Here is a 25,753-nt window from a genome sequence, read left to right as displayed (position 1 = left end):
TGCCTTTTTTGTCAACTTTCCGCCGAAGAAAATATACGCTAAAAGAGTGAGAAAACAGTTGATATGATAACGTTTTCATTTTTAGAATATTTCCAACTTTTAAATTCCCATTTTTACTCTTGCATTAATGTAACGAAGGTGTATACTAGCACATGAAGAGGACTATTTGTACATTATAATTTTATATATGGAGATTTTCTAGGAGGTACTTTCAATGGAATCGGCAAAAGGCAATAGCCATGTAAATGAAGAAGAAAAACACGACGTATTGAGGTCTACCCAAACTGTAATACATAAAGCTTTGGATAAGCTGGGTTACCCGGAAGAAGTTTTTGAGCTGTTGAAGGAACCATTGCGTTTATTAACGGTGAAGATACCGGTCCGCATGGATGATGGCTCGGTTAAAATTTTCACGGGTTACCGTGCACAGCATAATGATGCTGTTGGGCCTACAAAAGGTGGTATCCGTTTTCACCCGAATGTAACGGAACGTGAAGTGAAGGCATTATCCATTTGGATGAGCTTGAAATGCGGTATCGTTGATTTGCCATACGGCGGAGGTAAAGGCGGTATCGTTTGTGATCCCCGTAATATGTCATTCCGTGAACTTGAAAGGCTGAGCCGGGGCTATGTTCGCGCAATTAGCCAAATCGTGGGGCCGACTAAAGATATCCCGGCACCTGATGTATTTACGAATTCCCAAATCATGGCTTGGATGATGGATGAATACAGCCGTATGGATGAATTCAACTCGCCAGGATTCATTACGGGTAAACCGCTAGTGCTTGGTGGTTCTCATGGCCGTGAATCAGCCACTGCCAAGGGTGTGACGATTTGTATCAATGAAGCTGCCAAGAAGCGCGGCATCGATATTAAAGGTGCACGGGTAGTCATTCAAGGTTTTGGTAACGCAGGTAGTTTCTTAGCTAAATTCATGCATGACGCAGGTGCTAAAGTTATTGGGATTTCTGATGCATATGGTGCTCTTCATGATCCTGAAGGATTGGATATCGATTATCTTCTCGATCGGAGAGATAGTTTCGGAACTGTAACGAAATTGTTTAAAACCACAATTTCAAATAAAGAACTGCTTGAATTGGAATGTGATATTTTAGTTCCGGCTGCAATTGAAAACCAAATCACTGAAGAAAATGCTGCTGATATCAAAGCATCGATCGTTGTCGAAGCAGCTAACGGACCTACAACGATTGAAGCGACACAAATCCTAACGGATCGCGGAATCCTACTTGTTCCTGATGTCCTTGCTTCTGCTGGCGGTGTAACGGTTTCTTACTTCGAATGGGTACAAAATAATCAAGGGTATTACTGGTCTGAAGAAGAAGTTGACGAAAAGCTGGAAAAAATCCTTGTAAAATCTTTTAATAACATTTATGAACTTGCACAATCAAGACGTGTTGATATGCGTCTAGCAGCTTATATGATTGGCGTAAGAAAAATGGCTGAAGCTTCTCGCTTCCGTGGTTGGATCTAAAAGATTCAAATCAAGTATTGATTTATAGTTAAAATCATGTTCATTGCATTATCATTGAAATGATTTGTAAAAACTCCTATCATGTATTGATAGGAGTTTTTATTTTTAGACGAACGAATTACATAGTGCATGGAAAGGCAGTGGAATAAAGATGAATGTTGAAGAAGTCATTATCATAGGTGGGGGCCCTTGCGGATTGGCTGCTGCGATCGCTCTTAAAGAAGTGGGAATACAGTCCTTGGTCATTGAAAAAGGCAATGTGGTTGATTCCATTTACCGTTATCCGACACATCAAACATTTTTCAGTTCGAGTGAAAAACTTGAGATTGGTGATATTGCTTTTATAATCGAAAACCGTAAACCGGTCCGCAATCAGGCGCTAGCCTATTATAGGGAGGTAGTCAGAAGGAAGGAATTGCGGGTCAATAAATTCGAAAAAGTGGAAAAGGTGGAGAAACGAGAAGATGGGAAGTTTTTAGTCAAGACATCCAAAGGGGAGTATACAGCTTTGCATGTGATCATATCGACCGGTTACTATGATCATCCTAATTATATGTGCATACCGGGTGAACAGCTCCCTAAAGTGTTTCATTACTTCAAGGAGGGCCATCCCTACTTCAATTGTGATGTTGCAGTCATCGGGGGCAAAAACTCAAGTGTGGATGCAGCTCTGGAATTGGTCAAATCAGGTGCAAGGGTTTCAGTCCTTTATAGAGGCTCGGATTACTCTCCAAGTATCAAACCTTGGATTCTTCCTGAATTTGAATCATTAGTCCGCAATGGAACCATCAAGATGGAATTTAATGCAAATGTTGACAGGATAACGGAAGACAGCGTCATCTATCATGTGGGGGATGAGGAAAAAGTCATTAAAAATGATTTTGTATTTGCAATGACTGGTTACCATCCTGACCATTCCTTTTTAGCATCAATGGGCATTACTATTGATAAGGAGACTGGAAGGCCGGCATACAACGAGGAAACGATGGAGACGAACGTTAAGGGTCTTTATATTGCAGGGGTTCTGGCAGCCGGAAATAATGCGAACGAAATCTTCATCGAGAACGGCAGGTTTCATGGTGGATTGATTGCCTATCATTTGGCTGTTAAAGAAAAGTGAATTATTTAAATGAGGAGCAGTGACCGTATGGAAAAAATATCATTAATAACCACTGGTGGGACTATTGCCAGTAAAGAAACTGTGAATGGTATGTTAGCCTCTGGTGCATTGACTGGCCATGAGTTGGCAGCACTTTGCGAATTGCCCAAAGATATTGAGGTTAAAGTGGTTGATCTTTTCCAAATTTCAAGCATGTCCATGTCCTTTGAGAAAATGCTACAGCTTAAATCAGCCATTCAAAAGGAATTGGAGGATCCGGATGTTACGGGAATCGTCGTGACCCACGGTACGGATACACTTGAGGAAACGGCTTATTTCCTTGATGTCACGAGTAAGGATCAACGACCTATCGTATTAACCGGCTCCCAACGATCTCCTCAAGAGGTGGGCACAGATGTATATTCCAATCTAAGGAATTCGATTTTATGCGCTGCGAGTGATCTTATTAGGGATGTTGGTGTCGTGGTCGTTTTTAATGAGCGGATCTATTCTGCAAAGTATGTCAAAAAAGTTCATGCCTCCAATTTGCAGGGGTTCGAATCTTTTGGTTATGGGTATTTGGGGATAATTGACAATGATGTCGTAAGCATCTATCAAAAACCTTTGCATAGGGAGAGTTATGATATTCAGAATCTTATCCCAAGGGTCGATATCATCAAGTGCCATACAGGCGCTGATGGCCTCTTTATTGATGCTGCGGTTGCAAACGGTGCGAAAGGAATTGTGCTCGAGGGTGTAGGAAGGGGACAAGTTACCCCTGTAATGGTTACTTCCATACAAGCTGCAATCGATAAAGGAATTACGATCATCATGACTACAAGTGCAGAAGAAGGAAAAGTTTACCCCGCTTATGATTATGAAGGCAGCGCATTTGATTTAAAACAACGCGGTGTGATATTAGGTGCTGATTATGACAGCAAGAAGGCTCGAATCAAGTTAGCTGTCATGCTGGCAAGCGAGAACGATATAGATGAGACCTTCTTTAAGTACTGAAGGAATAAATAAAATTTGGAAGACTTGATTCTTGGATTCAGTTTTTCTTCATTCCATGGTACGATTAAGGAAAAGAAGATGAAAAGAGGGTCAGCTAATGCTGGTCATGTTGTCAGCGGCTATTGCGCCAGGATTGGCGCTACTGAGCTATTTCTATTTGAAAGATCAATATGAAACCGAACCGATATCGGTTGTGGTCAAAACATTTTTATTCGGTGTATTTCTTGTATTGCCGATTATGTTCATACAGTATGTGCTCGAAACCGAACACATACTGGATACTGATTTAGCAAATGCTTTTTTATGGGCTGCACTGCTTGAGGAATTCTTCAAGTGGTTCATACTCATTTATGTTATTTATCAGCATGTGGCATTCGATGAGCCATATGATGGGATTGTTTACGGAGCTGCAGTCTCCCTTGGATTCGCCACAATGGAGAATATTTTGTACCTGTTGGCCAACGGGGTGGAACACGCTTTTCTCAGGGCGGTACTACCTGTATCCAGTCATGCTTTGTTCGGTGTGATCATGGGATATTATTTGGGCAAGGCAAAATTTTCGGCTTCGAATAATAGGGTCTATTTATTATTGGCATTGATCATACCGATTTCGTTACATGGGGTTTACGATTATATTTTAGTCTCCCAAAAATTTTGGGTGTACTTTATTATGCCATTCATGATTTATCTATGGTGGTTAGGCATGAAAAAAGTAAAGAAAGCACGTTTGTTGTCTGACTTTCACGCAAAAAAACTTTCACAAAATCATTACCTTAGCAAATGACGAATACTATCAAAACGGAGTGCTGGCATATTTTGCCCGCTCCGTTTTTTTTATGTTGGGAATAAAAAGACCGGTAAAGAAGAAAATAGAATTACATTAATTCAAGAAAAAGAGGAGTGTTTTTGATGAAAGGAATTTCGTCAAAATGGAAATGGCTTTTGCTGTTTTCGTGTATAACTATTTGTTTCGTAATTTACCCGGAAACAAGAACAAATGCCTTTTCGGGCCAAGTCATTCAAAAGGGTGCGGTTGGAGATGATGTAATTGAGCTGCAGGCACGCCTGCAAAACATCGGTTACTATAAAGGAAAGATTGATGGAGCCTATGGATGGGGCACTTATTGGGCACTTCGAAACTTTCAACAAGATTTCGGGCTTCCAATCGATGGTTTGGCGGGTACAACAACAAAACAGAAGTTGACGAATGCGTCTAATTTCAATAAACAATTTGTTCACGAACAGATCAATAAAGGGAACGAGTTCACCTATTATGGGGGAGTCCCCATTGAAAAACAGGTAAAAGCGAAAGGAAATAAATCTACTTCCGGAGGGGCCGCTACCGGTAAGGCCCCTTCCAAAACTACGACATCAGCCAATCTTCCAGGAGGATATTCTCAAAACGATATTCAGCTGATGGCCAATGCCGTTTATGGAGAGGCACGAGGGGAGCCATATACTGGTCAGGTTGCTGTTGCAGCAGTAATTCTGAATAGGGTGGAAAGTGCTGCCTTTCCTAATACCATTTCGGGAGTGATTTTTGAACCTGGGGCCTTTACGGCTGTTGCGGATGGGCAGATTTGGCTGACACCGAACGAGAGGGCGAAAGAAGCCGTGGTGGACGCCATCAACGGGTGGGATCCAAGCGGTAATGCAGAATATTACTTTAATCCCGATACAGCAACAAGCAAATGGATCTGGTCAAGGCAACAAATTAAAAGAATCGGAAAACATATCTTTTGTAAGTAAAGAGGTGAAGGAAAATGATCAGGAATATAGTGATTGCCCTGCTTGTTGTAGTTGTTGCGGGAACTGCATTCTGGGGCTATCAAGAGCATAAGGAAAAAAATGCAGTATTAATCAACGCGGAAAATACGTATCAGCGAGCCTTTCATGATTTAAGCTATCAAGTGGATATATTGCATGATAAGGTCGGCAGTACTTTGGCAATGAATTCACGTTATTCATTAAGTCCGGCTTTAACAGATGTTTGGCGTATCACTTCAGAAGCCCAAAGTGATGTCGGGCAGTTGCCATTGACTTTGCTTCCTTTTAATAAGACAGAGGAATTTTTATCCAAAATTGCGGACTTCAGTTATAAAACAGCGGTACGTGACCTTGAAAAAGAACCATTGAATGATAAGGAATATGCGACTCTCCAATCATTGTACACACAGGCAGGGGATATCCAGGGCGAGTTAAGAAAAGTGCAGTATCTAGTCCTTAAAAACAATTTAAGATGGATGGATGTCGAAATGGCTCTTGCATCAGGGAAAGAAAATTCTGATAACACGATCATCGATGGATTAAAGACTGTAGAGAAAAAAGTATCTGGGTACGGGGAAACGAATGAGATGAATCCGACCTTTACTTCTGCACAACAGAGGGATGAAAATTTCAAAAATTTGCAAGGTAAAACGATTACAAAAGAAGAAGCAATTGCCACGGCAAAAAACTATGCACACTCAAAAAGCAAGAATTTGAAGGTGAATGTGGAAGAGAACGGAAAAGGTTCCGATTTTGGATTTTATAGTGTGAGCATCCTCGATAAAGATTCCGATACCGAATTGAATATGGATTTGACAAAAAAAGGCGGCTACCCCATTTGGTATATCAATAATAGGGACGTGAACAAAACAAATATTGATTTGAATCAAGCCTATACAAAAGCCGAAGAATTTTTAAAGGAACATGATTTCAGTTCACTTGAATTATTTGAAAGTGCTCAATACGATAATATCGCATTATTGAATTTCGTAACATCAGAAAATGGTGTCAAGATTTACCCAGATTCAGTCAAGGTCAAAATTGCATTGGATGATGGATCCGTTATAGGGTTTTCAGCCGACGAGTATTTAAAATCACATAAAACCAGGGAAATAGGGAATCCGAATATATCCGAGAAAGAAGCTAAAGACAAAATCAACAATAATGTAAAAATAATGGACGAAGGAAAGGCGTTAATCATCAATGATATTGGTGAAGAAGTTCTTTGTTATGAATTTCTCGGTACGATCAAAGATGATACCTACCGTATTTTCATTAATGCAGATACCGGTCAAGAAGAAAAGGTGGAAAAATTAAAGAATTCCGAACCGGTATACGAGAATATAATATAATTTAAACTATTGTCATGAATCATTGGTTGTAGGGGAATGTGCTTAGTCACTTTCCCTTTTTCTTATTTCATGACATAATAAATTAAATGAATGTTGGATTATTTGGAAAAATAATAGGTAATATTATGCAGTTTCCTTCCGATCAAAAAGGACGTGGATGATGATGGTTAAAATTGGGGATATATTAATGCTTGAACCGAAATACTCTCAACAGAAAGAAAAGTTCAATTGTATGGTTGTCGAAATGGGACCGGGTTATGTCTATACCGACTTTCCCATCAATATAGGGACTGGAAAAATTGCATTTCTCATGGATGGGACACAGTTCAACGTCACATTTACCAATGAAGAGCAGGCAGTTTATGTATTCGATTCAGAAGTGCTTGGAAAAGTGAAAGGGAGAATACCCATGATGCAGCTATTGCTGCCCGAATCAGGAACGTTTGTGAAAATCCAACGGAGGCAATACGTGCGCCTGGATGTAACCTTGGATACAGCCATTCATCCAGAACATTCCGAGTTTACCCCTTTTCGCGCATTAACTGAGGATATCAGTGCGGGCGGAGCTTCGATAAGGCTTTTAAAAGGCACTGATATTCAATCGGTTTCGCAATTATACCTGTGGGTGGCGCTTACGTTAAAATCAGGTGAGATTCATTATTTAAGGCTGAAAAGCAAAGTCATTCGCGTAACGGAGAAAAAGCATGGAAATATGCTGCTGCACGTCCAATTTCTTGAACCTGCAAAAAAGGATGTACAGACATTAATGAGATTTATATTTGAAAAGCAGGTGGATTTAAAGAAAAAAGGCTTGTATGTTTAACATGATTGAATGAAAAACAGCGATTCCATCCATACTGCTAATATAAACGGATGGAGGGTGCGGCTTATGAAAACATTTGAAAGACTATTAATTAAAGTGATCATCATCCAATTGGCCTGCTTATTTGTTTTCCAGTTCCTTTTGAGCAGGGAGGATCAAATCTTTGATTTGACCAAGCTCTCAAGGTATGAAGGTGTCACCAGCAATAATTATACGAAAATCATTGAAACATTCAATGGGACCCAAAAGTAAAAGCGGTGATCCGCTTTTTTTGTATGAAGATTTACAGGTAAAGGATAACGTTGATGGCTGTAGCGATCAAAAAAGAACAAAGTTTATTTTGAAAGTGCACATCCCTTTTATTAATGATTTTCCCGTTAGTTGTGATAAAATGAAAGGGTACTAAATAATCAGCATGATTGTAGGATTCTTGGGAGGATTTATGGAAAAAAAATTATCAGTCGCAATCGATGGACCAGCTGCTGCTGGAAAAAGCACGGTTGCTAAAATTGTCGCAGAAAAGTTCAATTACATATATGTGGATACAGGAGCAATGTACAGGGCCCTTACCTATAAGGCCCTTAATCAAAAGATTCTTCTTGATGATGAACAAGCATTATCAAAAGTTCTCATCAATACTGAAATCGAATTAAGACCTAGTGAAAACGGACAGCTGGTGTTCTTGGATAATGAGGACGTGACAGCCCAAATCAGGAACAATGAAGTGACCGGTTCCGTTTCGGAAGTGGCGAAGCACCGGAGCATCCGGGAAGAATTGGTTCGCAGGCAGCAAACCTTTGGTGAAAATGGCGGTGTCGTCATGGATGGCAGGGACATCGGTACGCATGTTTTGCCGAACGCCGAAGTAAAGGTATTTCTAATCGCTTCTGTGGATGAAAGGGCACAGAGGAGGCATCAGGAAAATATATCGAAAGGTTTTCCGTCAGATATCGAAAAATTAAGGGAAGAAATCGCAACAAGGGACAAACTGGACTCCGAACGCGAAGTATCGCCACTGAAAAAGGCGGCGGATGCTATCGAAATCGATACGACTTCATTATCGATTCAGGAAGTTGCAGAAAGAATCATGTCTTTAATAGAAGAGAGGAAAAGATGACATTGGATTTTTACACATTTGCCAAGAACGTAGTAAAAGGCATTTTAATGCCTTCGTTTAGGGTTAAAGCGCTCGGAAAGGAACATTTCCCTAAAGAGGGCGGAGTATTGATCTGTGCCAATCACATTGATAATCTGGATCCGCCCATAGTTGGCATGACATCTCCAAGGGATATCCATTTCATGGCGAAAGAAGAGTTGTTTCAAGCACCTATTTTAAAGGGTATATTACCAAGAGTAAATGCATTTCCCGTGAAGCGGGGCAATAGCGATCGGGAATCCCTTAGAAAAGGTTTGAAGCTTTTGAAGGAAGGCAAGGCAATTGGTCTGTTTCCAGAGGGAACCAGAAGCAAAACTGGTGAATTGGGAGAAGGTTTGGCGGGGGCTGGATTTTTCGCGTTGCGTTCTGATGCCGTTATCATACCGTGTGCAATCATCGGCCCTTATAAATTTTTGCGTCCGTTGAAAGTCGTTTACGGTCCTCCAATAAATTTTACCGAATATCGCGAACAGAAAATATCAGCTGATGAAGCTACAAAAATCATCATGGACCATATTCGGAAATTGATTTCCGAGCATAAATAGTCCTTCATACTTGACAATTTTCTGATTTTGTTAGAATTTATAAAATAAGGGTATTGTTCCTTATTTCAGATGAAAAGGAATATAACTTTATTACTCTAAAAAAACTGTTTTTATCTTTATTAGGAAAGTGTTTTTATTGAACCACTTTAAATAAAATATGTGGCCGATGAAGAGGAAATTTGCTGATCAGTCATGGGTTAAGGAGGAGTTAGTAATGACAGAAGATATGAACCAGGTAGAAGTGAACAATTACAAAGTTGGGGATCAAGTTAGGGCAACCGTTTCAAAGGTAGAAGAAAAACAGGTCATGGTCGATGTGGAAAACAGCAAGACGGATGGAATCATACCCATCAGTGAGCTTTCAAGCCTGCATGTCGAAAAGGCGTCAGATGCCGTTTCGGAAGGTGATGCGTTGGAGTTGGAAGTCATTAAAGTCGAAGAAGAAGCTCTCATTCTATCAAAACGTAAAATTGATGCTCTTAAAGCATGGGATGACCTGGAATTGAAATTTGAAAATGGAGACGTATTTGAGGCAGAAGTTAAAGATGTCGTCAAAGGCGGGCTCGTTGTAGATCTAGGCGTACGTGGTTTTGTTCCAGCTTCTCTAGTAGAAGACTATTTCGTTGAAGACTTTTCTGATTACAAAAACAAAACTTTAACATTCAAGATCGTTGAGCTTGAGAAAGACAAGAATCGCTTAATCCTCTCACATCGGGCAGTGGTCCAAGACCAAAAGGAAAAGCAAAAAGCAAACGTTTTGGATAAGATTGAAAGCGGGCAAGTGCTTGAGGGCTTGGTCCAAAGGATTACCGATTTTGGTGCATTCGTGGATATTGGGGGCGTAGACGGCCTTGTCCACATTTCCCAGCTTTCCCATCAGCATGTCGACAAGGCATCCGATGTCGTTTCCGAAGGGGATAAGGTACAGGTGAAAGTGCTATCCATCGATCGTGATAATGAAAGGATTTCACTTTCCATTAAGGATACCCTTCCGGGACCTTGGGCAGGAATTGCAGATAAAGCGGCCAAAGGCTCTACACTGGAAGGTACCGTGAAACGCCTTGTTTCTTTCGGTGCATTCGTGGAGATTTTTCCAGGGGTAGAAGGACTTGTCCATATTTCACAGATATCGCACAAGCATATTGCCACCCCGCAGGAAGTACTTAAAGAAGGCCAGTCTGTCAAAGTGAAAGTGCTGGAAGTCAATGAAACGGATCAACGTCTATCATTGAGCATTAAGGAACTTGAAGAACCTCAGTCCAATTACAACACATCAGATTATGAGCTCCCAGAGGAATCGAAGGGCTTTCAGCTAGGTGAAATGATCGGTGATCAATTGAAAAAACTAAAATAAAATAATAATGGTGATAGCCTTGGAGAGAAAACAACGAAAATTAGATCATATAGAATTTGCGCTAAAGACAGGACAGCAACATAAAACCGGGCTAGAAGATATTTCGTTTATTCACCAAAGCTTACCAGGTATTTCCTTGAATAATGTGAACCTCACAGCAGAAGTTGGCGAACTTGAATTAAGTTCGCCAATTTTTATAAATGCCATGACCGGAGGCGGAGGCCCTGAAACCGAAAAATTGAATGGTGACCTAGCCATTGCAGCACGGGAAACAGGAATCGCCATGGCGGTAGGATCGCAAATGGCAGCCATCAAGGATTCCGCCCAGCAAGCTTCTTTTAAAGTTGTAAGGAAGGAAAATCCTGATGGTGTGTTGATTGGTAATCTCGGTGGTGAAGCAACAGTCGAACAGGCTAAGCGGGCAAGCGAAATGATCGGGGCCAATGCCCTTCAGATTCATATTAACGTCATTCAAGAATTGACGATGCCTGAAGGAGACAGGGATTTTGCGGGTACCCTTTCGAGAATAGAAAAAATCAACAGTACGATCGGAATTCCTGTCATCGTAAAAGAGGTTGGATTTGGGATGAGTATGGAAACGGCGCGGCAATTACATTCCGTGGGTGTTTCGATCATTGATGTAGGCGGGTTTGGCGGAACGAATTTTGCTAAAATCGAGAATGAAAGACGAGCAAAAATACTCGGATATTTTAATGAATGGGGCATACCGACAGCCGCTTCGATTGTCGAAGCCGTTAATGTTTCACCACAGCTTTCAGTCATTGGGTCTGGTGGCATTCAAAGCCCTTTGGAAATTACAAAAAGCCTGGCATTAGGAGCAAAAGGAGTCGGGTTGGCCGGACATTTCCTCAAAATCTATAAAGAGTTGGGCTTGGAACAATTGATTAAAGAAATACATTACATACATGAAGATTTGAAGGTCATCATGACTGCACTCGGGTGCGGTAATATCCCAGAACTAAGGAAATCGAAATTAGTCATCAAAGGAAATACCTATCATTGGTTATCTCAAAGAGGCATTGATTGTTCAGCATATGCTAAATGAATGACCAAAAAAGGAAGCATCTCAATTGAAACGAAATTGAGATGCTTCTTTTTGTTTAGGGATAGACTTAACTATTCCTTTTTCGTGCCTCTTCAGGTCCTTCCATCCTTGTTGCCCCTTTATGACCCAGTGATTGGTCCCTGTCAGACTCCACGCGTTTACTCTCTTTCAATTTCTTCTCTTGCCGATCTTTTCCCATGTTCACACCTCCTTTTAATTGATAAGGGGAAGTTTTTCCTCATTAAATGCCGTGCTTTATGTTTATACTTTGAATAAACCAGCCATAATGTTCCTAAAAGGGGGACACTGCATGGATGGAATTATATTTTATTGGATTTCATGGATAGTTTGGGTCATTGTCATGTTTTTTATTCCGAAAACGGTTCCCTTTCGTTTTGATTTTCTTTTTCATCTATTAGCCGTTATGGTATTAGCGGGCTATAAATTGGAGACTCCATTGGTTTCCGTTCATTTGAGCGGTCCATACCTTTTCTTTATACTGTGTGTATATATTAGGAAGAAATCAATCATCAAGATGATGGAACTGATCAGCGGAAGTCTTATTATCACTCTCGCTTATGCCAGCTTTCAACTATTTTCTTTACTTGATCCGATATGGCTAATCATGAAGCCCTCTTATCTTTTGTGTATTTTCCTGAATTATCTTATCCTATTACTTTTTAAAAATTGGAAACATCGATTGTTCGTCCTTTTAATGGGGATGATGATGGGAGATATCATATATTCTGGATTACTTGCTTACCACTCTTTACCTTATGTGGCCCTTGCTTACGCATGGCATGATAATGCAGTTCTGGTATTGGGCACAAACATATTGTGGAGAATGTTGGAAATGGTTGGCCAATACATTTATTTAATATCCCAATCGAAATTTTTATCGAAACAAGGAAAAGAGAATTTTAATCAATGAAGAGTATGGTGAAAAATGATATGGGGTATTAACCGCTTTATCAAAAGGTAGAAGTATAATTGGAACCAATTGGAATTAGAAGGCTTTTATTCATACAATCATTGTTGATTCGCGAGAAATTTGTTACTATAGGATAGTTAGAGGTCTGTAGATAAATCGTAAAATGCTCTAAACAATTTAAGAGGAAGCCGTATGTCGAAGCTTTCTTCATTTTTTTGGGCTGTTTATAATCAAGTTTGTGCATGTAGGGGTTCTGCTTCACGTCACATTAGGAACCGGGGCGTCAAGTGGACAAACTGCCCGTGAATACTTGATGAGTTGAACTGAACATCAGTTAGGATTTTCTTACTGATGAAAGATTCCTTTAAATGATGATGGATACAGCCTTTTCCTTTAAAAGGAAATGATGAAAATCAATAATGCAAAGCAACCGTTATAAATGCATTCATGAATTTCGTGACTTTGACAGAGATATAGTAGCAGAAAGGGTGAATAGCAATGCCAAAACCGGTAATTGCGATAGTCGGTCGTCCGAACGTGGGAAAATCGACAATCTTTAATAGAATAGTTGGAGAACGGGTTTCGATTGTCGAAGACGTTCCTGGAGTAACCCGGGACAGGATTTATAGTTCTGGTGAATGGTTGACACATGATTTTAACATAATTGATACAGGTGGAATTGATATCGGTGACGAGCCGTTCCTGGAACAAATTCGCCAGCAGGCTGAAATTGCCATTGACGAAGCTGATGTGATAATTTTTATGACGAATGGTCGTGAAGGGGTAACGGCTGCTGATGAAGAAGTAGCTAAGATACTCTATAAATCGAGAAAGCCAGTTGTCCTTGCAGTAAATAAAGTTGATAACCCAGAAATGAAAGATCAAATTTATGATTTCTATGCGTTAGGTTTTGGGGATCCATTCCCAATCTCCGGGTCTCATGGACTTGGTCTTGGTGACCTTCTGGATGAAGCGGCCAAACATTTCCCTAATTTCAGCGGCCAGGATTATGCTGATGATGTCATTAAATTCAGTTTGATTGGAAGACCGAACGTAGGTAAGTCATCTCTGGTCAATGCATTGTTAGGTGAAGAACGTGTCATTGTAAGTGATATTGAAGGTACGACTCGCGACGCGATTGACTCTCCTTATAAATATAATGGCAAAGAATATGTCATTATTGATACAGCAGGGATGCGGAAAAAAGGTAAAGTGTATGAAAGTACGGAAAAATATAGCGTACTTCGTGCATTAAGGGCAATTGAGCGTTCAGACGTTGTTCTTGTGGTCCTGAACGCAGAAGAAGGTATTCGTGAGCAGGATAAAAAAATTGCCGGATATGCCCATGAAGCGGGTAGGGCTGTCATCATCGTTGTCAATAAGTGGGATGCCATCGAGAAAGATGAAAAAACGATGAAGGATTTTGAAGAAAAGATCCGTGCCCATTTCCTATTCTTGGATTATGCGCCAATCATTTATCTTTCTGCCTTAACGAAAAAACGGACACATACCTTAATACCGGTCATTGATCAGGCTAGTGAGAATCATGCTATCCGGGTTCAGACAAATGTCTTGAATGAAGTGGTCATGGATGCGGTTGCGATGAATCCGACACCGACTCATAATGGCAACCGTTTGAAAATTTATTATACGACTCAGGTAGCAATCAAGCCGCCAACTTTCGTTGTATTCGTTAACGATCCTGAGTTATTGCATTTCTCATATGAGAGATTTTTAGAAAATCGAATTAGGGATGCCTTTGGTTTTGAAGGAACACCAATACGAATTTTTGGACGCCAGAGAAAATAGTAAAGGTGGTTATATCATGGTGAAAGATAAAGAAAGTATCGCAGTGATTGGAGCTGGGAGCTGGGGAACTGCTTTAGCGCTCGTAATCGCCGATAACCAGCATGAAGTGAGATTGTGGGGACATAATCAGAAACAAATCAATGAAATAAATCAAAATCATACGAATGAAAAATACTTGCCTGGGATTGAATTGCCTATGGGGATTAAAGGTTATTCTTCCCTTAAGGAAGCGCTGGCCGGGATTGAAATAATTATTTTGGCAGTTCCGACCAAAGCCTACAGGGAAGTGCTTGGTCAGATTGAAGAGGTTCATGATAAACCATTGACAATCGTTCATGTGAGTAAGGGAATTGAACCTGATTCACTGCTTCGTATATCGGAAATGATCGAAGAAGTCTCTTCGTCTGAATGGCTTAAGGATATAGTGGTTCTTTCAGGACCGAGCCATGCTGAAGAAGTAAGTCTCCGTCACCCGACAACAGTTGCCGTTTCTTCAAAGAATATGAAGGCTGCCGAAAGGGTTCAGGACATCTTTATCAATAATAATTTCCGTGTATATACAAATCCGGACATGGTTGGTGTTGAAATCGGAGGGGCATTGAAGAACATCATTGCTTTGGCTGCCGGCATTACGGATGGTTTAGGCTATGGGGACAATGCCAAGGCGGCATTAATGACACGGGGATTGGCTGAAATATCCCGTTTAGGGGTGGCCATGGGGGCTAACCCACTAACGTTTTCAGGTTTAGCTGGGATTGGCGACTTGATCGTCACTTGTACAAGCGTTCATTCCCGTAATTGGAGAGCTGGGAATATGCTTGGTAAAGGGCAAAAGCTTGAAGAAGTTTTGGAAAACATGGGTATGGTCGTTGAAGGTGTCAGAACCACTAAAGCTGCCTATCAACTAGCCCAAAAGTACGAAGTGAACATGCCGATCACAGAAGCCTTGTACGATGTTTTATTCAATGGGGAAGAAGTGAAAAAGGCTGTTGACCTTTTGATGAATCGTTCAAAAACGAATGAGATGGAAGAACTTTATAACATATTGGATAGCAGGCAGCAGGATTAACCTCCAATTTGTTGGTTTTCATAAAAGAATTTCATTAAATTAGGCATTTGATGATGCGCCTTGCCGTGTATCAGCATACAATGCAACGAAAGTAAACTAGTAATTTGACCTCGGCACGGGGGATTTAGTCAAATGAGCAGAAGATATCCAAATATCTTCTGCTTTTTTTATGGTCAAAAAATCATCGGATTTCATTTAATTTATGAATATTTGAATAGTTTATTCAGTATTGCATAAAACATTCTACAAATTTCCTTGTTTTTGGTTAAAAATCGACTATTTTTTTTGGTATGAAAATTGCGAAGTATAATATGACCAAAAATTATTAGGGAGGCGAGGAAAGTTGGTTTACTTTTCTCGCTAAAAAAGGAAGGGGAATGATACATGCAAACAGGTAAACTGAAAAGGTCTTTAAATTTATGGCATATCGTATTGCTTGGTGTTGGATATATGACGCCGATGGTTGTTTTTGATACATTCGGCATAGTTTCCGAAAAAACGGGGGGGCATGTGCCAACCGCATATGTCATTGCTCTTTCAGCGATGTTGTTTACTGCAGCCAGTTATGGAAAAATGGTGAAAATCTATCCGCAGGCAGGTTCATCCTATACTTACACACAAAAAACGATTAATCCACATTTAGGCTTCCTTGTCGGGTGGTCTTCTTTACTAGATTATTTATTTTTACCGATGGTGAACGGTATTTTAACAAAAATATACTTAACTGCTCTTTTTCCGGAAGTATATCCGTGGATATGGGTGGTGGCATTTGTCCTTTTAATGACATTCATTAACTTATTCAATGTCAATCTTGCAGCCAACTTTAATAGCTTCCTTGTATTTTTTCAAATGTTGGTCATCGTTATTTTTGTGGCACTTGTGGTTAAAGGGGTCATGGGTGGAGAAGGCGCTGGAGAGGTCTTGTCGATTCAGCCATTCATCGGGCCACATTTGGAAATGTCGACGCTCATTTCTGGTGCTACAATCCTTTGCTTTTCATTTTTGGGGTTTGACGCAGTCACTACTTTATCGGAAGAAACGTCAAATCCATCCAAAACGGTACCACGGGCCATCTTTTTGACTGCCCTTATCGGAGGGGGATTATTTGTGACGGCATCATTCTTTACACAGTTATTTTTCCCGGATGTTTCCCGTTTTAGCGATCCTGAAGGAGCTTCTCCGGAAATTGCCCTTTTCGTTGGCGGGAAGTTATTTCAGGCTTTCTTTCTAGCAGGAACCTTATGCGGTACACTTGCCTCCGGTCTTGCATCTCATGCTAGTGTTTCTAGGTTGCTATATGTCATGGGGCGTGACCAAATGATCCCGAAAAAACTATTTGGTTTTATCCACCCCAAATATAACACGCCATTTTTTAATGTCATTTTTGTCGGGTCCATATCATTGGTTGCCTTATTCCTTGATTTGGTTACGGCCACTTCCCTCATAAACTTTGGGGCTTTAATCGCTTTTACCTTCGTGAATATTTGCGTAATCGTCCACGCAATAAGAAACAAAAGCTTCAGAACGATTAAAGGATTTCTTTCAACTATTCTTTCCCCGATTTTAGGCGCGGCTTCGGTCTTCATCCTTTGGCTTAATCTCGAGATGAGTTCATTGATTTTAGGGATTGTCTGGGCGGTAATTGGGATTGGCTATCTTCTGTATCGGACAAAATGGTTTACGGAATCCCCTCCGCTATTCCGTTTTGAAAAAGCACAGTGAAGCTATTGTATTCATGAAACAAGGGTGGTTATTATATAGCTGATGGGAAAATGAAGGAGGCGTTAATGCCCATGCCTGTTGTTCTATTTTCGTATGGCGTCAGCGACTTGTGTTAGTACTTATGAGCAAGAATATGTCACTTGGTATGGTTCCGGGAGCCTGCTGGCTTGCTTTTATGGTGATGCTTTTCACAGCGTGCAGTTATGGAAAGATCATTCCTTCGGCAGGTTTGGTAAATGGGTATACGAAAAAATCTATTTATACATATTCCGGTTGTTTTCTTGCAGGTAAGTCGATACTGATGAATGAATCATCCATTCGAATGGGTCAATTAATTGTTGTTCCGCATTTTCTTTACAGCATTACTTCTGTACCCGATTATGCATCGGCGCTGAATTTACTGATTATTTCGACGTTTTGTCAAGGTCATATTCATCGTTTCATCCATCTGTGATATTTCATACGGGACAAGGAGAAGTGACGGTAGCAGAACCTTTGAAAGCAAAGACCATTAAGTTCTTATAGTGTTTTTAAAACTTTGCAAACAGGTATGGAACCGTAATGACGGTATGGTGGAAGCCTCCCTATCTTTATAAAAAAGCGCCCAAGGCGCGAGGACGGCCATCCTCGAATCATAACAAGCAGGGGTATGCTATAAAGGCTAAGAAAAAGTGAGCGGTCCTTTATAAAATAAATCTAAGGTGCATACCATGTTTTTAGGTCAAAAGGGTCCGTTAAAGGACCCTTTTGTTGTGGAACGAATAAAGGTAAATGATCGATAATGGGTAATGGTGCATGTTATTTTTTATCTTGCAATTCGGAATTGTGATAAAATATAGGTTAGGTTACAAAAGGAGAGTGAAAATGTGTTATCTATTCCGGATGATAAAATAAGACCATTCATAACTATAACAATTGATCAGCCTACATTTTCAGACCAAAAAATTCATGAGATACAGGAACCTTTCTTCTTTCTTATGAAGGAGAATCAAGTGTTTGCGTATATCCGCATGGATGACCTCCCGTTAAATGGAAAAATAACGACAGTCGATCAGCTTTTACAGTATGCCTTTTCGATTGATAATGTCTGTAAATTGCACCCTAACATTTCCTTGCCGCATCTGTTTCAAATTATCGGTGAACCTATCGTACTGATAAAAACGGATGATGGCCTGCTAACCGGTTATGTAAAAAGGGAAGATGTATTAGCTGAATTATTCAAGCAGGACAGCAAACAAAATTTAGACCTGCTTAATGTGATTTTAACCTCCATTCCTATGGGGATTTTTGTGGCTGATAAAGAAAAAAATATCGTGAACTTTAATGAATCAGGCTTGAAGATGATAAAAAAGCCTTCTGATCAAGTCATTAATGAACCTGCTGCGAACATCTTTAATAAGCAGCATATACATAGCGTGTTTGCCAGCAGGAGCAGTATTCTGAATCAGTTGGAGATTACTGATGTCATGAGTGTGCTTGTCGACTATAGCCCGATTCTGAACCATGAAAAAGAAGTCGAAGGCCTGATCATCATCGTTCAGGATTTACCGATGGTTGAGGAAATGGCCATGGAAATAGAATTGATAAAAAGCTCGAATAAAGACTTGAATGCCATTTTGGCGAATATCTATGATGAAATACTTGTAGTCAATCAAAAAGGAGAGCTGCTGCGCTATAGTGACAGCATCATCTCAGGATTCTGGGGGAAGGACTTAAAAGATTATATAGGGAAGAATCTCTTGCAATTAGAAGATGAAGGGATTTTTAATCCTTCGGTCACCCGGTTAGTCCTTGACCAAAAAAAGAAAGTATCGGTTGTCCAGGATACGAAAATGAATAAGAAAGTCCTATCCGTGGGTACTCCTGTGTTCAATGAAAAAGGCGATATAGATCGAATAGTCATTGCATCAAGGGATATAACGGAAACGACCCAATTGAAATCGGAATTAAATGAAATGAGGAAAGAACTGGACTCTTTCAAAAAACAAGATCAATTTTATAAAGAGTTGGTTTTTGCAAGTCCTAAAATGGAGCAGATAATCAGCCAAGTCAAGAAAATCGCTCATTTTTCATCTACTGTATTAATCAATGGGGAGTCGGGAGTAGGTAAAGAAGTGATAGCCGAGGCCATTCATAAAATGGGCAGGCGATCTAAACGGCCTTTCCTGAAGATAAATTGCGGGGCGATTCCGGAAAACCTCCTCGAAAGTGAATTGTTTGGTTATACGAAGGGTTCCTTTACAGGAGCGGATAAAAATGGGAAGGTAGGATACTTTCAACAGGCCAATAAAGGTGTTTTATTCCTTGATGAAGTGGGTGACATGCCAATACACCTTCAAGTCAAACTGCTGCGGGTCCTCCAGGAACAGGAAGTGATTCCGATCGGCAGCACCACGCCCATTTCCATTGATGTTCAAATTGTTGCAGCCACGAATAAGAGTCTGGAAAAAATGGTCGAGATGGGCACGTTCAGAGAAGATTTATTCTATCGATTGAACGTCATCCCCATACATGTGCCCCCTTTAAGGGAGAGGCCGGAGGATATCCCGCCGCTAGCCTTTCATTTCCTGCAAAAACTGAATGAAAGGTATCAGCGGAATTACCACTTTTCCCCCGATGCATTAAATATACTGGAAGTCTATACCTGGCCGGGGAACATTCGTGAGTTGCAGAACATGATTGAAAGATTGGTTGTTTCTGCAGATGAAGAGACGATCGATGCTGACTTCATTCAAAGGTTCATACCTGTGGGCAGTGACTTTAAACAATCGAAACCCATTATTACGAGAATTCTTCCACTGCAGGAAGCACAGGATCATGTCGAAGAACAATTGATCATGCTTGCCATGAAACAGTATAAAACCACGACCAAAGCGGCTAAAGCGCTCGGGATAAGTCAATCGTCAGTGAGCAGGAAGTATCAAAAAGTGTTAGCTGAACAGAATAAGAAAATTGAAAACAATGCATTTTGAATAAAAGCCGTTGCAAGTGATGCCAATCACTTGTCAACGGCTTTTATTTTTATTGACGGAATTAGGGGAGCTATTAATGATTTTCAAGATGATTATGCAAAGTGAAATAACGCTATGCACATTTGCATAGAATCGGATGGATTTATCAAAAAGAAATGCGATTTTATTGGTTAATTAACTTGGCATGGTTCTTGCTTGATTAATAGGTATAAGAAAAAAGGGAGGTAAGCATCAAAGTTTCATAAAGAAGCAATCTTAATTAACCATCCACTAAAGTTATAAAAAAAGGAGATTATAAAATGTCAATTAACGTAGAAAGTAAAAACACTCAAACTAAACAATCAGCAACCCAAGATTATATTAAAAAAGTGCTTCAATTAATCGAACAAAAAGAAATTTCAAAAGAAGATGCACAGTGGGTAACAAAAGAAACGGTCGAGAATTTCCGTGAGCATGTAAACCCAGGGTTTTTGGAATACCGCAAGACGGTCACTAAAGACACACAATTCGCTTCGGTTGAGTGGTCTGATCAAGATTCCTGTTTTACGGATGTAAATGGAAAAAAATATATTGATTGTTTAGGTGGATTTGGTATTTATAATGTAGGACACCGTAACCCTAAAGTTGTAAAGGCTGTAACCGATCAATTGCAAAGACAAGCCCTTCATAGTCAGGACTTACTTGATCCATTACGTGCAATGCTTGCCAAGATCCTTGCCGAAATCACGCCGGGAGATCTAAAATACTCGTTCTTTACGAATAGCGGTACCGAGAGCGTGGAGGCTGCACTTAAGCTGGCCAAAATGTACAGTGACCGACACACGATCATTTCCACGACAAAATCATTTCATGGAAAAAGCCTTGGTTCACTATCGGCAACGGCAAAAGGCATGTTCAGAAAACCGTTCATTCCATTGATTCCAGGTGTGCGTCATGTACCTTTTGGTGATGTGGATATGATGAGAAAAACGTTTGAAAGTTGTGCGTTGGTCGGTGAAGATGTTGCAGCTGTACTATTGGAGCCAATCCAGGGTGAAGGTGGGGTCATCCTTCCTCCGCAAGGTTATTTGAAGCAGGTTCGGGCATTATGTGACGAATATGATGCGTTATTAATATTGGATGAAGTGCAAACTGGAATGGGCCGTACTGGTAAAATGTTTGCTTCCGAGCTATATGATGTTGTTCCGGACATTATTTGTTTAGCAAAAGCATTTGGCGGCGGTGTAATGCCTGCAGGGGCTGTTGTAGCCAATGAGAAAGTGTTTAAAAGCTGGTTCGACAATCCATTCATGCACACTACGACATTTGGCGGAAATCCACTAGCTTGTGCTGCGGCCATTGCGACTATCGACGTACTTTTGGAAGAAAACTTACCGCAGCGTGCTGCAGAAGTTGGTGAATACTTCTTAAATGGGTTAAGGGAAGTGGCTGATGAGCACAAAGATAAGGTTTTGGAGATCCGCGGCCAAGGTTTGATGATCGGTATTGAGTTCCATAAAGATGAAGTGGGTTATGAATTCTCAAAAGCCCTCTTTGATAAAGGCATCTTGGTAGCAGGTACGCTCATTAATTCCAAAACAATAAGGATTGAGCCGTCATTGACTATTAAGTTGGATGAAGTCGATACAGTCATTAAAGCGTTTAAAGAAGTCTTGCCGACGCTGCAATCTTAATTTATGTAAGCAGAAAAACAGCCTTAGGGCTGTTTTTTTTTGAATTGGAGGGAGAGGGTATGGGGATTACTTACATATTTTTGTTTTATAATTGCTCCTCAGAAATTTTTTTCAAGAAAAATGAGTCATGAAAACGAGAATTACACAGATTGGACAAGGATTTAATTCCTTTAACGTAATTTGGTATGTTATAATAATTTCTGGAAAAAGGAGTGATGAAAATATGACACCTGCTCTGCAAAAAATGTGGATATCCTTTATAGCTATGGGCTTTATGGTTATCTCTATATTTCTAATCTACTTAAGCCGCTATAAATTAAAAGGTTTTTGGAGAGTCTTGACAGCAATTATCGCATACATACTTATGATTCTGGCCGGCTTGATCATCCTTATCGTTGTTCTTAGCGGGCCAACCACTTGATAGGTGAGGAGAAATGATGAGAAATTTTTTCAAAATATTATGTTTATTATGCGTCTCTGTATCATTATCTGGCTGCTTATATCCGGAAAAGCAAAAAATGCAAAACCAACTGCCTTATAAAGAGCAAATACAATCAGTCCAAAGTGCAGTGGACCAATTTCAGAAAGATGAAGGCGGCATACTGCCCATCGTTACAAAAGAAGCTGAAACACCGATTTATCAAAAATATGTCATAAAATTTTCTAAGATTTCACCGAGGTATATGGCTGAACCTCCAGACAATGCCTTTGAATCGGGAGGCGTCTTTCAATACATCCTCGTAAATGTTGAAAAGGATCCGACCGTAAAGCTGTTGGATGTCAGGATGGCGCAGAAGATTCAGGATGTTTCCTTGAGATTGACTGCTTATCAGCAAAGCAACGGATATCCGCCATTTAAGGAAAGGTTATCAGATAATGTCTTCACTCTTGATTATGAGAAAATGGGCCTGAAGGAAGCTCCGACGGTCACGAGCCCATTTTCACAAAAAGACTTATATCTTGTAGTCGATGGTCAAGGCAGTATTTTTGTTGATTATACCCCGGATTTACTTGAGGCATTGAAGAAGCATGAGGGGGAAATTAAGCCAGGTGAAGATATCCGGAAACTGCTGGTTCAGAGTTCGGAGTTCGTCCCTGCCTATTCATTGCCATATACAATTGATGGAAAAACAAATAATCCAATATTTCTTACAAAATAGGCATAACCCTTCTTCTGCAAAATATATTGTAGGGGAAGGGTTATTTCATTTATCTTTATTTCATCTTACTTTTAAAATAACAACCCTTATATAAAATTTCTGGTGGAGGAAGGGATTGAACCAGGGAAATAATTGGAATAAATTTTTAGGACAACATCATAGATATATAATGTCCTAAATAAATGCAAATGGATAAACGAAATCCCAAAACTCTAATTCGGGAGGGGATACCTTGGAAAAGGTAGATATTTTTAAAGATATAGCTGAACGGACCGGTGGCGATATATACTTGGGGGTGGTCGGTGCCGTCAGGACTGGGAAATCCACATTTATTAAAAAATTCATGGAGCTAGTCGTCATTCCGAATATACCGTCAGAAGCGGACCGTGCCAGGGCACAGGATGAATTGCCTCAAAGTGCAGCCGGAAAGACTATCATGACGACGGAACCAAAATTCGTACCGAATCAGGCAGCATCGATTCAAGTAGCTGAAGGCCTCGACGTGAACATCCGTTTAGTCGATTGTGTCGGTTATACAATACCAGGGGCTAAAGGGTATGAAGATGAAAATGGTCCCCGCATGATTCACACGCCTTGGTATGAAGAACCGATTCCGTTCAATGAAGCGGCTGAGATCGGTACTCGCAAAGTAATTCAGGATCATTCCACATTAGGTGTAGTCGTTACGACGGATGGATCGATAGGAGAAATTCCGCGAAGTGATTATTTAGAGGCCGAGGAAAGGGTTGTCGAAGAATTGAAGGAGGTTGGCAAACCTTTTATCATGATTGTCAATTCCGTTCAGCCCCACCACCCGAATACGGTAGCACTGAAGGAATCCCTGCAGGAAAAGTATGATATCCCTGTATTGGCCATGAGTGTCGAAGGAATGCGGGAATCGGATGTTTATAGCGTACTGCGCGAGGCCCTGTACGAGTTTCCTGTCCTTGAGGTCAATGTTAATCTCCCGAGCTGGGTAATGGTTCTGCGCGAGGATCATTGGTTGAGGGAAAGTTACCAGGAAGCGGTTAAAGAGACCGTCAAGGACATTAAACGCCTGAGGGATGTGGATCGTGTAGTCGGTCATTTCAATGAATTCGAGTTCATTGACCGTGCCGCGCTTGCAGGCATTGAGATGGGTCAGGGTGTTGCAGAAATAGACCTATACGCCCCTGATGAACTCTATGATGATATCTTGAAGGAAATTGTCGGTGAAGAGATCCGGGGCAAGGATCATCTGTTATCATTGATGCAGGACTTTGCGTATGCTAAAGCAGAATATGATCAGGTGGCCGATGCATTAAGAATGGTCAAACAAACTGGATATGGTGTTGCAGCCCCATCCCTTAACGATATGAGTCTTGATGAACCGGAAATCATCCGTCAGGGAGCCAGGTTCGGTGTCAGGCTAAAAGCCGTAGCTCCTTCCATCCATATGATCAAGGTCGATGTCGAATCCGAGTTCTCGCCAATCATCGGTACGGAAAAGCAAAGTGAGGAATTAGTCCGGTATCTGATGCAGGATTTCGAAGACAATCCACTTTCCATTTGGAACTCCGATATTTTTGGGAGAAGCCTAAGTTCTTATGTAAGGGAAGGCATACAAGTGAAATTAGCGATGATGCCAGACAATGCTCGCTATAAATTGAAAGAAACACTGGAGAGGATCATTAATGAGGGCAGTGGGGGATTGATTGCCATCATCTTATAGAAAACGTTTAAAAGCTGGACCAACTCCATTTATGGATTGGTCTTTTTGCATGGGATGAACGGCAGGATCGCAGAAAAAATATCATTTATGAATGCTAATATTTGAAATGATCTGCCGTTATTTAGTATAATCTTAAAAAACCCTGTGGTTAAGCGATTTTCAGCAATATAATAAGTTTAATTTCTATAAAAAAGGGAAATGATGAATAGCGAAAGACAAAATTTATAATATATACAATTATTAATGAAAAGATTCCCATTATTTTTTGAATTCCCTTGCTAAGCTAATAGGATTTGTGATAATCTACATACAGAAAACGCGTTATAACAGCGATTTCAACCTATTTATAGGTTTCTGGATGAATTATTTGGAAATTATTCGGGCTTGGTAATTCATGATTGCCAGGGAATGAAAATTTTTTTGACCGAAACTAATATCAAATCACTATTATAGTGTTGTAATAATGATTTTTTATAAAGATCCCTTTTGGGAGGAGGTGAATGGCATGAACAAAACAGAATTAATTAATGAAGTTGTTACAGCAACTGAAATTTCTAAGAAAGACGCTACAAAAGCTGTTGATGCTGTTTTTGATACAATCTTAGAAGCTCTAAAAAACGGTGATAAAGTCCAATTGATTGGTTTTGGTAACTTTGAAGTTCGTGAACGTGCGGCTCGTAAAGGCCGTAACCCACAAACTGGTGACGAAATCGAAATTGCAGCTAGTAAAGTGCCAGCTTTCAAACCCGGTAAAGCGCTGAAAGATGCAGTGAAGTAATTCTACCATTACATACGGGTGCTTAACCGAAAAGGGCCGCGTGAAAACGCGGTCCTTTTTTTGCTTCTTAATTTCCATCTGTGATAATATAAAAGACAGTGAATATTTTTGAAACGCTAACAGATGGTAAATCCGCCACAAGGAAATGACCATCAGAATACCGCTTCCGACGAAACTGCCTTTAAAGGGTGTCAGTGTATGGGGGAACGGGTCGCTTTAATAATCGTAATTATGGATATCCGGGTGCAACGCCTTGGATT

General features: G+C 40.4%; 24 protein-coding genes. 23 read left to right on the top strand and 1 reads right to left on the bottom strand.

The genetic code is table 11. The features are described from left to right. The first annotated feature begins 214 nt into the window (after positions 1-214). The 12 genes from JNUCC41_RS25190 to fni all read left to right on the top strand — a co-directional run bounded on the left by JNUCC41_RS25190 (position 215) and on the right by fni (position 11,668). A complete protein-coding gene (locus JNUCC41_RS25190; protein WP_192205370.1) occupies positions 215-1,492 on the top strand; it encodes a Glu/Leu/Phe/Val family dehydrogenase in 1,278 nt (425 codons plus the stop codon). Positions 1,493-1,643: 151 nt separating this feature from the next. Continuing rightward, on the top strand, positions 1,644-2,612 hold the full coding sequence (locus tag JNUCC41_RS25185; protein ID WP_192205369.1) for a YpdA family putative bacillithiol disulfide reductase: 969 nt from the start codon (positions 1,644-1,646) through the stop codon (positions 2,610-2,612). A gap of 27 nt (positions 2,613-2,639) precedes the next feature. After that, positions 2,640-3,605 carry an asparaginase gene (locus JNUCC41_RS25180; protein ID WP_192205368.1) on the top strand — a complete coding sequence of 322 codons (966 nt, stop codon included), beginning with the start codon at positions 2,640-2,642 and terminating at the stop codon, positions 3,603-3,605. 97 nt (positions 3,606-3,702) lie between these two features. Next, positions 3,703-4,389, top strand: coding sequence for a glutamic-type intramembrane protease PrsW (gene prsW / locus JNUCC41_RS25175; RefSeq protein ID WP_192205367.1), 687 nt, complete (start codon positions 3,703-3,705; stop codon positions 4,387-4,389). Positions 4,390-4,514: 125 nt separating this feature from the next. Beyond that, positions 4,515-5,354, top strand: a complete 840-nt coding sequence (sleB, locus tag JNUCC41_RS25170; protein ID WP_192205366.1) for a spore cortex-lytic enzyme — start codon at positions 4,515-4,517, stop codon at positions 5,352-5,354. Between the two features lie 14 nt (positions 5,355-5,368). Then, positions 5,369-6,724, top strand: coding sequence for a germination protein YpeB (gene ypeB, locus JNUCC41_RS25165; RefSeq protein WP_192205365.1), 1,356 nt, complete (start codon positions 5,369-5,371; stop codon positions 6,722-6,724). Between the two features lie 160 nt (positions 6,725-6,884). Further along, entirely contained in the window at positions 6,885-7,547 is a 663-nt protein-coding gene (locus JNUCC41_RS25160; protein ID WP_192205364.1) for a flagellar brake protein, read from the top strand. A 66-nt stretch (positions 7,548-7,613) separates the two neighbouring features. Further along, positions 7,614-7,799 (top strand): YpfB family protein, encoded by a 186-nt coding sequence (locus tag JNUCC41_RS25155; RefSeq protein ID WP_192205363.1) that lies wholly within the window; start codon positions 7,614-7,616, stop codon positions 7,797-7,799. A 190-nt stretch (positions 7,800-7,989) separates the two neighbouring features. Further along, the gene (gene cmk / locus JNUCC41_RS25150) at positions 7,990-8,664 is read left to right on the top strand and encodes a (d)CMP kinase (protein WP_192205362.1); all 675 of its coding nucleotides are present in this window, start codon (positions 7,990-7,992) and stop codon (positions 8,662-8,664) included. A gap of 2 nt (positions 8,665-8,666) precedes the next feature. Then, the gene (locus JNUCC41_RS25145) at positions 8,667-9,248 is read left to right on the top strand and encodes a lysophospholipid acyltransferase family protein (RefSeq protein WP_192208331.1); all 582 of its coding nucleotides are present in this window, start codon (positions 8,667-8,669) and stop codon (positions 9,246-9,248) included. Between the two features lie 214 nt (positions 9,249-9,462). After that, a complete protein-coding gene (gene rpsA, locus JNUCC41_RS25140; protein ID WP_192205361.1) occupies positions 9,463-10,602 on the top strand; it encodes a 30S ribosomal protein S1 in 1,140 nt (379 codons plus the stop codon). A gap of 19 nt (positions 10,603-10,621) precedes the next feature. Then, the gene (gene fni, locus JNUCC41_RS25135) at positions 10,622-11,668 is read left to right on the top strand and encodes a type 2 isopentenyl-diphosphate Delta-isomerase (protein ID WP_192205360.1); all 1,047 of its coding nucleotides are present in this window, start codon (positions 10,622-10,624) and stop codon (positions 11,666-11,668) included. Positions 11,669-11,735: 67 nt separating this feature from the next. On the opposite strand, the gene JNUCC41_RS25130 is transcribed toward fni, so the two are convergent. Next, the gene (locus JNUCC41_RS25130) at positions 11,736-11,867 is read right to left on the bottom strand and encodes a YpzI family protein (protein WP_192205359.1); all 132 of its coding nucleotides are present in this window, start codon (positions 11,865-11,867) and stop codon (positions 11,736-11,738) included. A 111-nt stretch (positions 11,868-11,978) separates the two neighbouring features. Between JNUCC41_RS25130 and JNUCC41_RS25125 the strand changes: the two genes are divergently transcribed. The 11 genes from JNUCC41_RS25125 (at position 11,979) to JNUCC41_RS25075 (ending at position 25,493) form a co-directional block, all read left to right on the top strand. After that, entirely contained in the window at positions 11,979-12,599 is a 621-nt protein-coding gene (locus tag JNUCC41_RS25125; RefSeq protein ID WP_192205358.1) for a YphA family membrane protein, read from the top strand. A gap of 498 nt (positions 12,600-13,097) precedes the next feature. Continuing rightward, complete coding sequence (gene der, locus JNUCC41_RS25120) at positions 13,098-14,408, top strand: ribosome biogenesis GTPase Der (RefSeq protein WP_192205357.1); 1,311 nt, start codon at positions 13,098-13,100, stop codon at positions 14,406-14,408. A 16-nt stretch (positions 14,409-14,424) separates the two neighbouring features. After that, the gene (locus JNUCC41_RS25115) at positions 14,425-15,477 is read left to right on the top strand and encodes an NAD(P)H-dependent glycerol-3-phosphate dehydrogenase (protein ID WP_192205356.1); all 1,053 of its coding nucleotides are present in this window, start codon (positions 14,425-14,427) and stop codon (positions 15,475-15,477) included. A gap of 384 nt (positions 15,478-15,861) precedes the next feature. Continuing rightward, a complete protein-coding gene (locus JNUCC41_RS25110; protein ID WP_192205355.1) occupies positions 15,862-17,199 on the top strand; it encodes an APC family permease in 1,338 nt (445 codons plus the stop codon). Positions 17,200-17,320: 121 nt separating this feature from the next. After that, positions 17,321-17,653, top strand: coding sequence for a hypothetical protein (locus tag JNUCC41_RS25105; protein WP_192205354.1), 333 nt, complete (start codon positions 17,321-17,323; stop codon positions 17,651-17,653). A gap of 412 nt (positions 17,654-18,065) precedes the next feature. After that, entirely contained in the window at positions 18,066-20,171 is a 2,106-nt protein-coding gene (locus JNUCC41_RS25100; protein ID WP_228467456.1) for a sigma 54-interacting transcriptional regulator, read from the top strand. Positions 20,172-20,470: 299 nt separating this feature from the next. After that, on the top strand, positions 20,471-21,844 hold the full coding sequence (locus JNUCC41_RS25095) for a putrescine aminotransferase (RefSeq protein ID WP_192205353.1): 1,374 nt from the start codon (positions 20,471-20,473) through the stop codon (positions 21,842-21,844). Positions 21,845-22,067: 223 nt separating this feature from the next. Continuing rightward, positions 22,068-22,265 (top strand): DUF2768 domain-containing protein, encoded by a 198-nt coding sequence (locus tag JNUCC41_RS25090; RefSeq protein ID WP_048681698.1) that lies wholly within the window; start codon positions 22,068-22,070, stop codon positions 22,263-22,265. 13 nt (positions 22,266-22,278) lie between these two features. Beyond that, complete coding sequence (locus JNUCC41_RS25085) at positions 22,279-23,004, top strand: hypothetical protein (protein ID WP_427557190.1); 726 nt, start codon at positions 22,279-22,281, stop codon at positions 23,002-23,004. Positions 23,005-23,236: 232 nt separating this feature from the next. Then, positions 23,237-24,715, top strand: coding sequence for a stage IV sporulation protein A (gene spoIVA, locus JNUCC41_RS25080; RefSeq protein ID WP_192205352.1), 1,479 nt, complete (start codon positions 23,237-23,239; stop codon positions 24,713-24,715). Between the two features lie 505 nt (positions 24,716-25,220). Next, positions 25,221-25,493 carry an HU family DNA-binding protein gene (locus JNUCC41_RS25075; RefSeq protein WP_034308023.1) on the top strand — a complete coding sequence of 91 codons (273 nt, stop codon included), beginning with the start codon at positions 25,221-25,223 and terminating at the stop codon, positions 25,491-25,493. The last annotated feature ends 260 nt before the right edge of the window (positions 25,494-25,753 follow it).

This window comes from Brevibacillus sp. JNUCC-41, from assembly GCF_014844095.1.
GTDB classification, from domain to species: Bacteria; Bacillota; Bacilli; order Bacillales; family DSM-1321; genus Peribacillus; species Peribacillus aracenensis.
The sequence above is the reverse complement of the archived record's forward strand: the minus strand, read 5'-3'. Positions and strand labels throughout refer to the sequence as shown.